At 60.8% G+C, this 13454-nt stretch carries 10 protein-coding genes and 1 pseudogene; 3 read left to right on the top strand and 8 right to left on the bottom strand.

What is annotated here, in order from left to right:
* A partial coding sequence (locus ACH2EH_RS11930) for a 3-hydroxyacyl-CoA dehydrogenase NAD-binding domain-containing protein (protein ID WP_395141943.1) occupies nucleotides 1–1323 on the bottom strand: 1323 nt, incomplete at its 3' end.
* Between the two features lie 42 nt (nucleotides 1324–1365).
* Here ACH2EH_RS11930 and ACH2EH_RS11925 point away from each other — a divergent pair.
* From ACH2EH_RS11925 to ACH2EH_RS11915, 3 genes are read left to right on the top strand one after another with little or no spacing between them, the layout of a single operon-like run.
* Nucleotides 1366–3246, top strand: a complete 1881-nt coding sequence (locus tag ACH2EH_RS11925; protein WP_395141941.1) for an NB-ARC domain-containing protein — start codon at nucleotides 1366–1368, stop codon at nucleotides 3244–3246.
* Nucleotides 3144–4367 (top strand): tetratricopeptide repeat protein, encoded by a 1224-nt coding sequence (locus ACH2EH_RS11920; protein WP_395141945.1) that lies wholly within the window; start codon nucleotides 3144–3146, stop codon nucleotides 4365–4367. The genes ACH2EH_RS11925 and ACH2EH_RS11920 overlap by 103 nt, the downstream gene beginning before the upstream one ends.
* Before the next feature lie 51 nt (nucleotides 4368–4418).
* Nucleotides 4419–6149: a thiol-activated cytolysin family protein gene (locus ACH2EH_RS11915; RefSeq protein ID WP_395141939.1), complete on the top strand. Its 1731-nt coding sequence runs from the start codon at nucleotides 4419–4421 to the stop codon at nucleotides 6147–6149.
* Between the two features lie 38 nt (nucleotides 6150–6187).
* Here the strand turns inward: ACH2EH_RS11915 and ACH2EH_RS11910 are convergent, their stop codons facing one another.
* The 7 genes and pseudogenes from ACH2EH_RS11910 to ACH2EH_RS11880 form a co-directional block, all read right to left on the bottom strand.
* The gene (locus ACH2EH_RS11910; protein ID WP_395141937.1) at nucleotides 6188–7858 is read right to left on the bottom strand and encodes a hypothetical protein; all 1671 of its coding nucleotides are present in this window, start codon (nucleotides 7856–7858) and stop codon (nucleotides 6188–6190) included.
* A 105-nt stretch (nucleotides 7859–7963) separates the two neighbouring features.
* Nucleotides 7964–8326, bottom strand: coding sequence for a hypothetical protein (locus ACH2EH_RS11905; RefSeq protein WP_395141935.1), 363 nt, complete (start codon nucleotides 8324–8326; stop codon nucleotides 7964–7966).
* Nucleotides 8327–8385: 59 nt separating this feature from the next.
* Complete coding sequence (locus ACH2EH_RS11900) at nucleotides 8386–9486, bottom strand: citrate/2-methylcitrate synthase (RefSeq protein ID WP_395141933.1); 1101 nt, start codon at nucleotides 9484–9486, stop codon at nucleotides 8386–8388.
* Entirely contained in the window at nucleotides 9447–10349 is a 903-nt protein-coding gene (prpB, locus tag ACH2EH_RS11895; protein ID WP_395141931.1) for a methylisocitrate lyase, read from the bottom strand. The genes ACH2EH_RS11900 and prpB overlap by 40 nt, the downstream gene beginning before the upstream one ends.
* Nucleotides 10346–11698: an MmgE/PrpD family protein gene (locus ACH2EH_RS11890; RefSeq protein WP_395141929.1), complete on the bottom strand. Its 1353-nt coding sequence runs from the start codon at nucleotides 11696–11698 to the stop codon at nucleotides 10346–10348. Before ACH2EH_RS11890 ends, prpB begins: the two co-directional genes overlap by 4 nt.
* The gene (locus ACH2EH_RS11885) at nucleotides 11695–13062 is read right to left on the bottom strand and encodes an acyl-CoA dehydrogenase family protein (RefSeq protein WP_395141927.1); all 1368 of its coding nucleotides are present in this window, start codon (nucleotides 13060–13062) and stop codon (nucleotides 11695–11697) included. The genes ACH2EH_RS11890 and ACH2EH_RS11885 overlap by 4 nt, the downstream gene beginning before the upstream one ends.
* Nucleotides 13059–13454: pseudogene (locus ACH2EH_RS11880) on the bottom strand (hypothetical protein); the annotation flags it as partial. The gene ACH2EH_RS11885 and the pseudogene ACH2EH_RS11880, both read right to left, overlap by 4 nt.

Raw genomic sequence — 13454 nt, 5'->3', positions numbered from 1 at the left:
TTCCATGGCGGCAACCAAGCGTGCCAAGTTGTAGCCCGCCGAGAAACAGCTCCCCTGCCCTGTAAAGATCAGCGGACAGGCCAGGGCCTCCGCCTGGCTGACGGCCTCTAAAACTGCGGCGCAGAGCCCCGGATCAAAGACATTCAGCTTGCCACGGAGCTCGAAGACAAGCGCCCCCTCGTACTCGCGGAGCGCGGGCGTAACCGGCGGGTCAGGAACACGACGCGCCATTGAAAAGGGGCCTTTTTGCCACCCGAAGCCCCAGCACATTGCATTATCAATGGCCTCTTCACTATCTGAAATTTCATCGGCGATGGCTTCGACATAGCCAAAGAAACGCGGAAGGATTGTCGCGACAAGCTCTTTGCCGCGTGCGGTGTTCTCCTCCTGACGTGGACGATAAGACAGTGTCTGCCAGTCCAGCGCCAGAATCTCGCGCCCCGCACGTTTGTAAAACCCCTCCCCCACTTTCTGCCCCGTGCGCCCCTCAGCGATCAGGCGCTCCAGTGGCTCTGGCAGGCGAAGACGCTCTCGCAGCGGATCATCGGGGAGGGATTCGTACTGATTTTTCGCGATCGAGGCGATAATATCCAGGCCCACGAGATCCGCCATACGAAAAGTCGCGCTCCGGGGGCGGCCCAGCGCGGGGCCGGTGAGCGCATCCACAACTTCAACGGGGACATCTTGCTCAATGGCGGTGTGGATGGTGTCTAGTAAGTGGGTGATCCAAAGCCGCGTCGAGATAAACCCCGGCGTGTCTCGCGCAACCACCACGCGATGGTTGGTCTGTGTCTCCAGCCGCGTGATGAAGTCTTGGAGCACCACGCGGTCAGTGACGGGTGTGGGAATCACCTCCACGAGCTTTAAATAGCGGGGAGGATTAAAGAAGTGTGTCCCGAAGAAGCGCTGCCCAAACGCCTGCCCGCAGTGCTCAGACATCGCGGTGAGCGAGAGTCCACTGGTATTGCTCGTCACAAGGGTCTCGGGGCCAACGGCGCTTTCCAGACGCGAGAGAAGTGCCCGCTTGAGCGCGAGCTTTTCTGCGATTGCCTCAATCACCCAGTTTGCGTCGGCACAGACACCCAGCTCCTCAGCGCAGCCGGGAAGAATGCGCTCGGCAAGCTCTGGCAGATAGAGCAGCGGAGGGCTGCTCTGCTCTACCCGTCGCTTCCCCGCCTCCGCCAGGGCGACGGTTTGATCTAGCAGGTGCACGGTCCAGCCCGCGTTAGCGAGGTCGGCGGCGATCCCTCCCCCCATCGTGCCTGCCCCTATCACAACGGCTATTGCCTGATCTTGCATCACTTCCCAGTATAACAGAAGCATAGGTTTGCAATTGTGGTAGAGTCTCAAAGAGAAAAAACAGGGATGAATGAGCGCTGGTGGATCGAGCTTTTGGGGGAGCTACGGCTTGTGCGGGGAGCCCGTACCGTGACGCGCCTTTCCAGTCGGAAGACGGAGGCGCTGCTGGCATATCTCGCACTTCAGCCGGGGCGTGCTTTCCCCCGGGAGGTTCTCGCGGATATTTTCTGGCCGGAAGCCCCCCCTGAGTCCGCACGTCATAGCCTGCGCATGGCGCTCTCGTCGTTACGCAAGCTCTTTGGCGAGGGGCTGTCAACCGACAACCAGACGGTTCGTCTGCGCCAGGAAGCTGTCCACACGGATGTGAGTGCGTTCGAGGAAGCGGTTCAAGCGGAGCATTGGGGAGAAGCCGTCGGACACTACCGTGGCGCACTGCTTCCCGGTGTCTACGACGACTGGGTCGTGCCGCAGCAGATCCGGCTCGCGGATCTCTTTGGCTTCGCAGCGTGTCATTGGATCGCGGAGGCAACCGAGCGCACGATTGCGCTAGATCGAGCTGTGCGCACCGTCGCCCTTGCGCCACACCACCCGGACTTGCTCGCCGCTCTTGAGCGCCTCCAGCCTCAAGGGGAAGGTCACGTTGGAGAGATACCACCGTCGCGCCTGCCCGAGACGCTAAACCCTACAGGCACCCGTGTGGCCCCACGAGGTGTCCCCGCTAAGCCCGTGCTTCCCTTGAAACTGACCCGCTTCATTGGCCGTGAGTCGGAGCTGACACGCCTCCAAAACTGGCTGGTTCCCGGCAGCGGGACACGGCTAGTGACACTAACGGGGCCCGGTGGAAGTGGAAAAACCCGCCTCGCAATTGAGCTGGCCCAGCGCTCGGCAGTCACATCGCCCGATGTGATTTGGTTCCTCTCACTCAGTGAGCTAAGCTCAGCCGTTCCCCTCACGGATGCGCTGCGCCGCACCCTGGGCCTGGCCGACACAGCGGAACACGATCCTCTGGAACCAATCGCAGGTGTGCTGAGGGAACCTACTGCCGCTCTCCTGATCCTCGATAATGCGGAGCAACAAATAGACGCGGTCGGCGACCTCACGGCAGCGCTTCTTACCCGTGCACCCGGTCTGCGCTGCCTCGTGACCTCGCGCCGTCGCCTGGATGTCGAAGGAGAGCGTGAGCTTCCCTTACTCCCGATGAGCGCAGATGAGGCATTGGTGCTTTTTGAGGATCGTGCACAGGTGGCGCGGGCGGATTTTTCTCTGACAGATACCAATCGCGCCAGTGTCGCCGCGCTCTGCCAGCGCCTAGACGGGCTCCCTCTTGCGCTAGAAATTGCCGCCGCACGGGTCTCTGTTCTTAGCCCGGCACAGCTGCTGGCCCGCATCGGGGAGCGCCTTGATTTTTATTCCCGGCAGCAGCGTGAGGTGCGACACCGCTCGCTCCGCGCCGCGATCCAGACGAGCTACGAGCTCCTCCCTTTGTCCCTCCAGCGGATCTTCACACGCCTCGTGGTGTTCTCCAGTGGCTGGACACAAGAAGACGCGCAATGTGTGTTGGGCGAGAGTGATCTATTGGAGGAGCTGGAGGCGCTCCGAGCGCACTCGCTCCTGCACTATGCCAGCGCACCAGATGCGCCTGTCGTGCGCTTCGGGATGCTGGAGACCCTGGCCACTTTCGCGCGGGAGCAGCTTGACACAGTGGAGGCGGAAGCACTGGCACAGTGCCATGCCGCGCACTTCTTTGATCTGGGAATTGCCGCGGGGCCTGCCGTCTCGCGGGTCACACCCGAGTGGCGCACACGCTGTTCGGCGGCCTATGAGAACCTCCAGGCCACCCTGGACTGGCTACGCCTACACGACCCGAGCGCGCCGCGACTCTTATCCTTGAGGTCGCCCCTTACTGGTTTGGAATCAATTTCCTGGCGGAAGGGCAGCGCCAGCTAGAAGCGTGTCTTGCGGCAAAGCCCACACTTCCCAACCACCTGAAGGGGGCGCTACGACAGACCCTGGGGTACTTTGCGGAGGAATTAGGCGACCTGCCACGGGCGCGTGCCTTATTGGAGGAGAGCGTCTCTTTACTACGTCCCTACCCCGAGGATATCTTTCTGGGCTGGGCACTGCACAATCTTGGAACCACGCTGATCCGCTGTGCCGATTACGATGAGGCCGTGAAAAGTGCGACCGCAGCTTGGGACTTCTGGCAAGCGAAGGGCGATGCAACCGGAATCGCAGCCGCGCTCACGAGCTTGGCACAGATCGCACGCCATCGTGGACAGATCCGTCAAGCGGCCACTCTCGCGGAGGAAGCCTTAAAGGATCGCACGGGCTGGTGGCGGGCCAACATCATGACCGTTTTGGAGTCTATCCGGTACCGACAGGGACGGGCGCAAGAAGCACGCACACTGCTCACCCAGAGCGCACAGCTTCACGAGGGCTACGGCAGCACCACACGACTCGCTCAAACTCTCCGGTACCGCGCTCTTGCGGCACTCATGGACGACGATATCAAAAGCGCTGAGGAGGACTGTGATCAAGCGGAGAAGATCTATCAGCGCATCGGAGTTTCCCGTGGCGTCGCCCTCACGGAGATGATTCGTGCTGAGATTGCACTCTATCAGGAGGACGGGCCACAGGCACAAGTACTCTTGAAGCAAGCCGAGCCGCCACACACCGTCGCCGACGATGCGGATTATCTGTTGCTCGCGGGGCGAATTGCTCTGCTCAATGGGGATCCAGGAGCACACCAGACACTTCAACAGGCACTGCGCCTCTTCTCTGAAAGTGGGCTTCTCCTAGGCCAGCTAGAGGCATTCGAAGCACTTGCGGAGGCCCTGCCAGAATACACAGAGCCTTGGCTGGCTGCCGCTTCGCAGCAAAGAGAGTCCCTTGGTGCCCCCGTACCCCGGATCGAAAACCGTCGCCGCCAGAGGCACAAACTGATAGTGTGCACGATGATTCCCCCAGACTGGCCCCAAGCACTCTCCCAAGCACTGGACGTAGGCACGGGCTTGGGGCGCAGTGTGCGCTTTTCTCCTGGTGTCTCTGCCCCTCTAAGACATCTTTGAGACACCTTCCCCGCACAATGCCTTCATTCCAAATCGGAATGGAGACTCCAAATGAAACAATCTTTGCGGACAGCGCTCACGATAGGACTAGATGCACTGCTCGTTCCCTGTGCCTTGGCGCAGATCAAGCAGGGCGGACTACTGGGCGACCAAAAGCTTATCAATGTTAACACTCCCCCCGCAAACCTCTCCCCGGCTAACCAGAACCTCTGGCTCGCTTCCTCCGCCAACGACCTGCTCAACCGCCTACCAAACTGGACTCTGGCAGGCTACAGTAAGCCCGTCCGCCCCGATGCAAAGATGGCGCTAGGGTCGTCGGCAGGTAGCCCAACCCAGGTAAACAGACGCACCTACAATGTCACTTTGAAAAACTACTCGCTCACGGAGACACCGGAGGCGATCATCAGCTTTGCCCCTATCGCCGATTTCTGGCTGGGGAATCTGATCCAGGAAAAAGGGATGCGCTCCGGACTGGGCTCGATCAATGTAATCCCTGTCGCGGGTACTCAAAGAGCACCTCTGACTGTCTATATTGCCTCTCCTCAAATTCCTGGTGCCTCACGCACCATCGCTAATCCGACTGCCGCTAGTGTCACCAGCGCGGTGGGGGAGCTCCTTCGCCAGCTTCAACCCAATCAGATCGGCACGGAACAAACGTTTAACTACACGTACGCCAGTAGCGCGGAGCAGAGTGCTCTGGAGCTGGGAGTAGATTTTGAGTTTCTGGGCAACCGCGTCAAAGAGGTTTTCAACAATCGTGCGAGTGCCAATGAGGAGTCCATCAACGGTCTCTTGATTGTTAAGGGCTACACGCTCGCGGCGGACATCGGTCGGATAGCAGGTGGTGCGGCGTTCTTTAGCAGTGTGTTCACCGTCAATGACACGCGGCGGCTCGTGGCCGATGGCTACATCGGCGTGGATAATCTGCCCTGCTATATTAGCAGTGTCACCTACGGCACGATGATCGCCTTCAATATGCGCCGCACTTTCACGGAAGAGGAGATCAAGAACCGATTCGATGCCCACGGCTCATTTTTGGCAAGTTTAGATGTCAAGCAGCGTTCGACGCAGCTTCGCCAGGACCGGCAGACACGTTTCTCGTGGGCGGTTGTTGGCGGCTCCAGCGACGGTGCGTATCAGGCAGGGCGCTCCTACAATGACTTCGATCAGGCAGTACGCAGCTTGCTTAGCCAGCGCCCTACCGCGATCCAGATGCGCCCAATTTCCTACGAAGTGCATAGTCTCAAAGATCGTAGCCGGGCCTCGATGCAGCGAACGACGAACTACACCGACACCCAGTACGCTCCCAACCCACTGGGGGAGCACTACCGGATCACTGCCCGTGTGATTCTCAAGGACACCGACGATGGCACGGATAGCGATCTGGAGGTCTATGGGGCGATGCGCCTCAACGACACTATTTTGTGGGAACGCCCTGAAAGTAGCCCGCTCCAAGGCCAACGTCTGGGCGCTGAGCTCCGCCTAGACGGCTCTCAGTTCCTGCCGGCCCATCCCCGGCTCGCCGGGCCACCCGAAGTGCAAGTGTTGTATGCACCAGGGACGCTAACACCTTCGGGCTCGCCCGTCACCATCACCGGGCATCTCTGGGACTACGACTCCATCTCGGGAAACGAGGATGTGGGGGAGTACAATATTTCTATCACCCCCGCGGAGCTCAAGCGTCTTGTCGAAACCAATACGGAGCGGGTCTACCCCAACCAACACCGGCGATCCAGCGGCGATCCAGCGGCGATAATAACTCTGAGCTACGTATTCGAGTGACTCGAATTGCGTTTCTCTAATTGCGTTTCTCTAGGGACCTAAAACTGCTGGCGGACTCCCGCCAGCAGTTGTGCTGAAATCGGGTAGCCTGGGAAAAAAGCACGCGCACCTCCGAAGGGTAGCTGGGCCCGAACAAAACTCTCTCGCTGTGGACCAATGCGGCGCTGGCTGCCCAGCTCCAACAGTGTCAGCGCCGACGTGCTGCCTTCTGAAAAACCACCGGGAACATAGGTTGAGCTTGCGCTCCGCCAGTGGTGCAACTGCGTGTAGGGCGTGCCGAGTGCCGCAGTTTGGGGGAGTTCCGCACGCAATGACATCTCAACAGACGGCAGGCCCAGTGCGCCGCTACTCTGATAACACAGCGAGCCTTCCCAGCCAAGGGGGCCATTGGTCTTTCGCCCCGTGAGACGCAGACCCGTGGTACTTGCCGATGAGATCGCCTTCAACGGCAGCGAGGCCGCTAGGCGCGGGTCACCGGTCAAAATAAAACCGTTGCGAACCTCCCTGCGAAACAGCGTGGCGTCCCAGGAGAGCGGAGCGCACGTGTCACGAATCGAGACCTCCGTGTCCCAGCGCCGACTATCCGGCCCTTGAAGGAAGAAATCTACCAAGCGGTCGCTCGTGGACGGGTCACCGCTGGCACCAGGAATAGCGAAGAGTGGGTCGGGCAGCAAGTTGGGCGGCAGAAGCTCCCCCGCGGCGGGTGCGAGCCGAGGTCGGAGAAGTGCGTGCAGGTGCTGATGAGGGCGAAGCGGCTGGAGCCACTCCGCATTGGGCAATACTGCAAGGCTGCTGCGCTTGCTATCGGGTAGGAGCCCCCCATAGGCAGCGCGGGTCGGCAGGCTTGCCAAGGAACTTTGCTGCCAACCTAGCACCGGCCCCGCCCGCCAGAGCCGATCCGGCTGTTTCTCACGGGAGACAAGCAGGTAGGCACTCATTAGCCGTGTGGTGCCGGGAGCCAGGAGCTGATCGCTAGGCTCGGACGGCGCGGGAAAACCACTATTCATCAGCGGCTGAAAACCTGTTCTCTCATTTTGCATCAAGGCGACGCCGCCCGTCACTTTTAGCTGTGGTGCCGGACGGCCATCCCAGCGTAGCTCTGCCCCGAGCTGGCGGTCGGACAGGCTGGGGAGCTTGTGCCCACGCACGGTCAGCGCTCCCATCCAGACACTGTCCGCGGTGTTCTGGCGATGGAGTAGCCCCAGAGTTCCCCAGCGTTGCGACCGGCTCTGCTCCAAATCGCCCTGCTGCCCCGGATACTGCCCAGACTCCCCCACCAGTCGAACGAAGAGCCCATCGGCCCCTGTGGCCCGTGCTCGGCCCGAGAGTGCCTGCAAGCGAATCGTCTTCTGGCGAGCATTGTCACGGCCCTCGACAGCCTGGTGATGGAAGCGCAGATCGGTGCTGGAGAAGACGGAGCCACGTACTTGCTGTGTGCCCGTTCTCGCGTCCAAGCGCTCGTTGAGCCCCAGAGAGAGCTGCTTTTCCTGTTTCCAGGCAACCTGATGCCCCGATGTCGCGGTTTGTGGGAGCAGCGCCAGTGCCTGCATGCGCAGGCGCTCCGCATCACGCCCCCGCCCTTGAGCCTCTTCCAGCAGGGCGCGTACCTGCAGAGCGTAGGGATAGCTGGGAGCTAGCTCCGCCGAGCGTGCGAGCGCCGCTCGGGCGGAGTCCCAGTGTCGCCGCCGAACGGCAGCCTCGGCGAGCACACAGAGAGTTTGGGGAGTCTCCCCCCCATAAGTGCGTGCAATCAGCGCTGTGTTGCCTGCTTTTTGAGCATTATTGCGCTCCAGCCAGAGAAGTGCGCCATTGGTCTAGGGAGGTCTCCACTCCGGCTGGAGTGCTGCTGCTTGGTCAAGATCCGCCTGCGCTTCGGCCAGCCGTCCCGTCAAGACCCGGACAGCACCACGGTTGTTATAGGCAGCCGCAAGGCTGAGCTGCGGCACAAAGAGGGCACGCTGGTTCTGCAGCTCTGGAGGTAGCTCCTGAGCGGGCGTTTCGGGCTGCGACGCAGGTGCGAGGCGGATGACTTCGGAAAATGCCCGCTCCGCCTCCACAAAGACTCCTTGGGCAACTGCCCGCAGCCCTCTCTGGTACCAGTCCAGGGCATCGCGCTGCGTGTCGGGTGCAATCGGTGTGCTTTGCGCAGTGGGGCAGAGCAAGAGAAGAGGTAACATAGGGCTCTCTTTTCAGGATGGATTTCCCTGACTCTACGCCCCTAGCGTCTCCAAAATGTCTATTGCTTCACAGATCGGAGGGGGGGGCCATTGTAGAGATGCCCGGGCCGAATGATGCGGTTATTTTCCAGTTGCTCAATAATATGCGCACTCCAGCCCGTGATGCGGCTCAGCACAAAAATGGGGGTATAGAGTGGGATCGGGAGGCCCATTAAGTAGTAGACACTCGCCACCGGGAAGTCCAGGTTTGGGTGGAGCTTCTTCGCGGCTAGCATCTCCGCCTCGACAATCTCAGAGATCTCCCCCCAGAGCCGCGTGCCCGTCCGCTCCGCGAGTTCCTTGGCGTAGCCCTTGACAATCTTGGCGCGCTCGTCGCCGTTCTTGTACTCCCGGTGCCCGAAGCCCATGATCTTCTTTTTCTGGACAAGTGCCTCCCTTACCCAAGTAGCGGCGCTTTCTGGTGTTCCTATCTCCTGGAGCATCTCCATGGCCGCCTCGTTTGCGCCTCCATGAAGAGGCCCTTTGAGTGTCCCGATTGCACTCACGACACCGCTATACAGATCCGAAAGCGTGGACACGGTGACACGCGCAGCAAACGTGCTGGCATTGAAGCCGTGCTCGGCATACAGAATCTGGGTCACATTAAACACATCGGCACTGTAGTCGGTTCGAGGCTCGCCGGTGAGTAAGTGAAAGAAATTAGCGTTGTGGCACAGCGAGGGATCGGGCGCTATCGGCTCCTGCCCTTGTGAAATCCTCCACGACGCACAAACCAGGGTCGGGAGCTTGGCGTAGAGCCGCTCCGCCTTGCGAATATTGGGCTCATCTTCTGGCAAAAACGTGGCCAGCAGCGCCACCGCAGCCTTGAGCCGATCCATCGGGTGAGCCGCGCTGGGCATCACACGAAAGAGCTCGTAGACGGCACTCGGCACCTCACGATCCGTACGCACACGCTGACAAAACACCGCCAAGCTCTCTTCACTCGGCAGGTCACCATGGAGAAGCAGATACGCCACTTCGTCCATGGTACAGTGCGTCACTAAGTCGTGGATGTCGTAGCCCCGGTACAGGAGCAGGTTTTTCTCAGCGTCTACCATCGAGACGGCGGAGATTCCGGCAATCACCCCTTCGAGGCCGGGTCTATAGTTACTTGTGTCCATGAATTCACCTCTTCGTCAAATTCGGAATAGTTTTCGTAGCCAATCAGTTCGTAGAGTTCGGCACGGGTCTGCATGCGCTCCAGTAAGCCTTGCTGCGTGCCTGTTTTGTGTAGTGTCAAGTAGACCTCGCGCGCCGTGAAGAGCATCGCGCGAAACGCGGTCATTGGGAAGATCATCAGTGCGTAGCCTAGCTGCGCAAACTCTTCCGCGGAGATTATCGGCGTCTTGCCAAACTCGGTCATGTTGGCAAGTAAATAGGTACCGGGGAGGGCGGTGGCAAAGGCTTCAAACTCTTCACGACTTTGCAGCCCCTCGGGAAAGATGGCATCGGCACCGGAGTCTACGTAGCGCTTCGCACGCTCGATGGCATCATCCAGCCCCGTCACGCCACGCGCATCAGTCCGGGCGATAAGGAAGAAGTCCGGGTCGTGGCGGGCTTTGACGGCGGCGCGAATCTTGGCTGCCATTGCCTCCGGTTCGATCAGGCTCTTGCCATCGAGATGTCCGCAGCGTTTGGGTGCGACTTGATCCTCAAGATGCAGCCCCGCCAGGCCCGAGTGCTCAAACTCCTCGACGGTTCGGGCAACATTGAGCACCTCCCCGTAGCCCGTGTCGGCATCGGCGATCACGGGGGTCTCCGGCACGGCGCGGCAGATATAGCGCGCCTGCTGGGCCATCTCGGTCAGCGTGAGCAGTGCGATATCGGGAAAGCCCGTGAGGGCGTTGGTCACTCCTGCCCCAGAAAGATAGAGCGCCTTGTGGCCGCAGGCCCGTGCCTGGAGCGCGGTAATGGCATTAAAAACCCCGGGCAGCACCACCTGGCTTTCACCGAGCAAGCCGCGCAGCCGCGCTCCGGGGCTCATGCGAAGAGCTCCAGCAACGGCGTCACGCTGGCTTCGTTTTCCAGAGCCAGGCACCTGCGAACCATCTCCGCCAGGCGATCCTCCGGGAAATAAATACGCGCCATGCTACGGAACTTATGCACCACCTCGGAATCCGACATCGGGTTTCGGGCGTGGCCGCGCGGGAACGTGACCTCGCAGACATGCTGCGTGCCGTCTTTTAGGGTCACGGTCAGCCGGTTAGGAATTCCCTCAGGGTAGCGCGGATTGAGCGCCGCATCCCCCACCACGGTGATGTTCTGGATAAAGTCCAGCAGCGCCTCGTTGCCTAGGTGTGCGGCATCAAAAGAATCCAGAGTGACATCGCCGTCCTGAAGCGCCACGGCAACACAGTACGGCAGGCTATGGTCCGCCGTCTCCCGAGTCGTGGGCCGCCACTTCTCCGGCTCGCCTCCGATAATCTCCACCGCCGCACTAAACGAGGCGATCTCGATTTTCGCAATCTCGCGCCAGTCGCCGATGCGATCCCGAAGCTGGAGGGCGGCGTCTATAGCGCTCTGGCTGTGGTACTCAGCGGGCCAGAACTTGATGTAGGTCTGGTTAATTATAAACGGCGGCCCAAAAGCCTTCGCGTCCAGAGAGAAGCTGCCGTGTGCCACTTGGTTAAAAAACCCCATCTCACCCTCGAAGATCGGGGCGGGGCCGGTCATGCCGAGTTTGGCGAGCTGCGCGGCGAAGATCCCGCCTCGGCTCGCGTTGGCAAAAGCACAACCCTTCCAGTGCGAGAGCATCCCCACGCGGGTCTGGCGCATGGCGTTGCCCACCGTACCCGCAATCCCTTGTGCGTGGGTGAGCTGCTCCTCGGTAAGTCCTAGAAGCTTTCCGCAGGCCAGACTCGTGGAGAACGCGCCGTAGGTGACATGATCCCAGCCTTGGGCACGGATCGAGTAGGCATCACAGAGCCGACACTGAACCTCGTAGGCCAGCACAATCGCTAGAATAACATCCTTGCCGCTTGCGCCGGCCACTTCGGCGGCGGCCAGGATCGCCGCGATATTATCCGAGGGATGCGCGGGTTCTTTGGAGAGATAGGTGTCGTTGAAGTCGAGATAGCGAAAAAGAACGCCATTGGCAAAGGCCGCGTGGTCCGGGGCGCTCTTGTGAGTTGTCCCGATCACGGTCGCGCCCGGCGAGGCACTTACGCTGAGCGCCAGCTCCCGTGCAATCCGCGAGGGCTGCGCATGGCGTGCGCCCATCGCGCAGCCCAGGGAGTCCAAAACGCGCCGCTTGGCCTCGTGGATTGCCTCGGGTGTTAGATCATCGTAGGTAAGATTTGCCGCGTAGCGGCTTAGTTTTTCAGCAAGGTTCATACTATCTCCGAATACAGATCAATGGTGATGTCGGCGAGGGCCACGGCTTTGAGCTGGCTCTCGGGGTTCGCTTCAAGGGCTGCGAGGGCTGTGGTGAGCCTGCCGACGCGGGCCTTGTCAAGCGGAGCGATCCGGCCCGCGACGAGGCGTTTGTGAAGTTGCACGGCGATCGTCAGCCTGTTGATCTCGTTCGTGCCCTCAAAAATACGGAAGATACGGGAGTCGCGGTAGAGGCGGGCGATGGCGTATTCCTCGGAGAAGCCGTAGCCGCCGTGGATCTGAAGTGCTTCGTCCACCACAAAATCCAGCATCTCCGTACAGTAGATCTTGGCAATGGCGCACTCAATCGCAAACTCCTCACCCGCCGCCGCCCCGCCGCCCCCGTGCAGCACGGGGGAAGTGTAGGAATCCAGTAGCGCTGCCGTTCGGTAGATAACACTCTCCGCGCGGGCGATTTTCTCAGCCATCCGTGCGAGCTTGTCGCCGATAATCTCAAATTTGTCTAAGGGCTGCCCGAACTGCTTGCGTGCGCTGGCATGCGCACGAGCAAGAGAGAGTGCCTCTTTCGCCATCCCCAGCGCGGCTGCGCCGATATTGAGCCGCCCGACATTGAGCGGGAAGAGCGCCGCCCGATACCCCTTACCAATCTCCCCGAGCACGGCATCGCGGGGAAGCTCGGCATCATCGAAGAATAGCGAGGCCGTACGTGAGCCTTTCAGTCCCAGCTTTTTCTCATCACGACCGACACTCAGACCCGGTGTCCCCCGCTCGACTAGAAACGCCGTGAGGTGCTCACCGTCCACTTTGGCAAAGACCGTGAACAGGTCCGCGATCCCCGCGTTGGTAATCCAGACCTTCTGGCCGTTCAGCCGCCAGCCGCCCTCGGGCGTTCGGGTGGCACGACACGAGAGCCCCAGCGCATCGGAGCCCGCATTGGGTTCGGAGAGCGCAAAGGCGGCGAGCGCCTCACCCGTCGCCAGCTTGGGTAGCCAGTGCGCCTTTTGTGCATCGGTTCCAAACCAGAGAAGCGGCAGTGTCGCGACTCCCGAGTGGACATTGAACGGGATCGCGAAGCTCGGGCAGGCACGCGCCGTCTCCTCACAGAAACGCGCAATCAGTGTCCGGGAGAGCGCAATGCCTCCAAACTCCTCAGGAATCGCCACGCCCATCAGGCCCAGCCGCCCGACCTCGCGGAGCAAGCTCTCCAGAAGCCCGTCTTCACCATCTTCCAGCCGGTCGGCGCGGGGCCGTACCTCGACCTCCAGATACGGCTGAATCGCCGCGAGGCACTGCTTCTCAAAGGAGTTGAAGGGCCGCTGAGTCGGGAACTCCCCCTGCAAAAACGCCCCGCCGGTCTTGCTCATCCGAAGGGGTACCTCTCCGAGGCGAGAACCGTGGCCGCCAGCGTCCGCCGTAGAGCAACCGCATCGGTGGCGCAATCAGGAGCAATCCTCTGCTGAATGCTCGCTCGCAGAGCTTGGTCGGCGTTGCAGCGGGTGAGCACCAGATCAGCGTGGGCGACGGCAGCCGTTTGAGACTCATGCTGATAGAGCGCGGTGCAGATTTTTGCCGTGTCCTGCGCCGCCCCCTTGAGCTTTTGCGTCCGTAGTGCAGCGCTTTCATGGCAGTAGGCGGCGCAAATAATATCCGACACGGCTCCGAGTGCCTCTTGCTCTTCACTGAGACTCGTACCGAAGCGTTCCACTAGAAGCTGGAGCAGGCGCAGTCCGACGCGTTTCTGGCTGCACGAGGTGGC

The sequence above is a fragment of the Armatimonas sp. genome (assembly GCF_043760365.1).
Taxonomy (GTDB): Bacteria; Armatimonadota; Armatimonadia; order Armatimonadales; family Armatimonadaceae; genus Armatimonas.
This window is presented reverse-complemented; position numbering and strand designations above follow the sequence as displayed.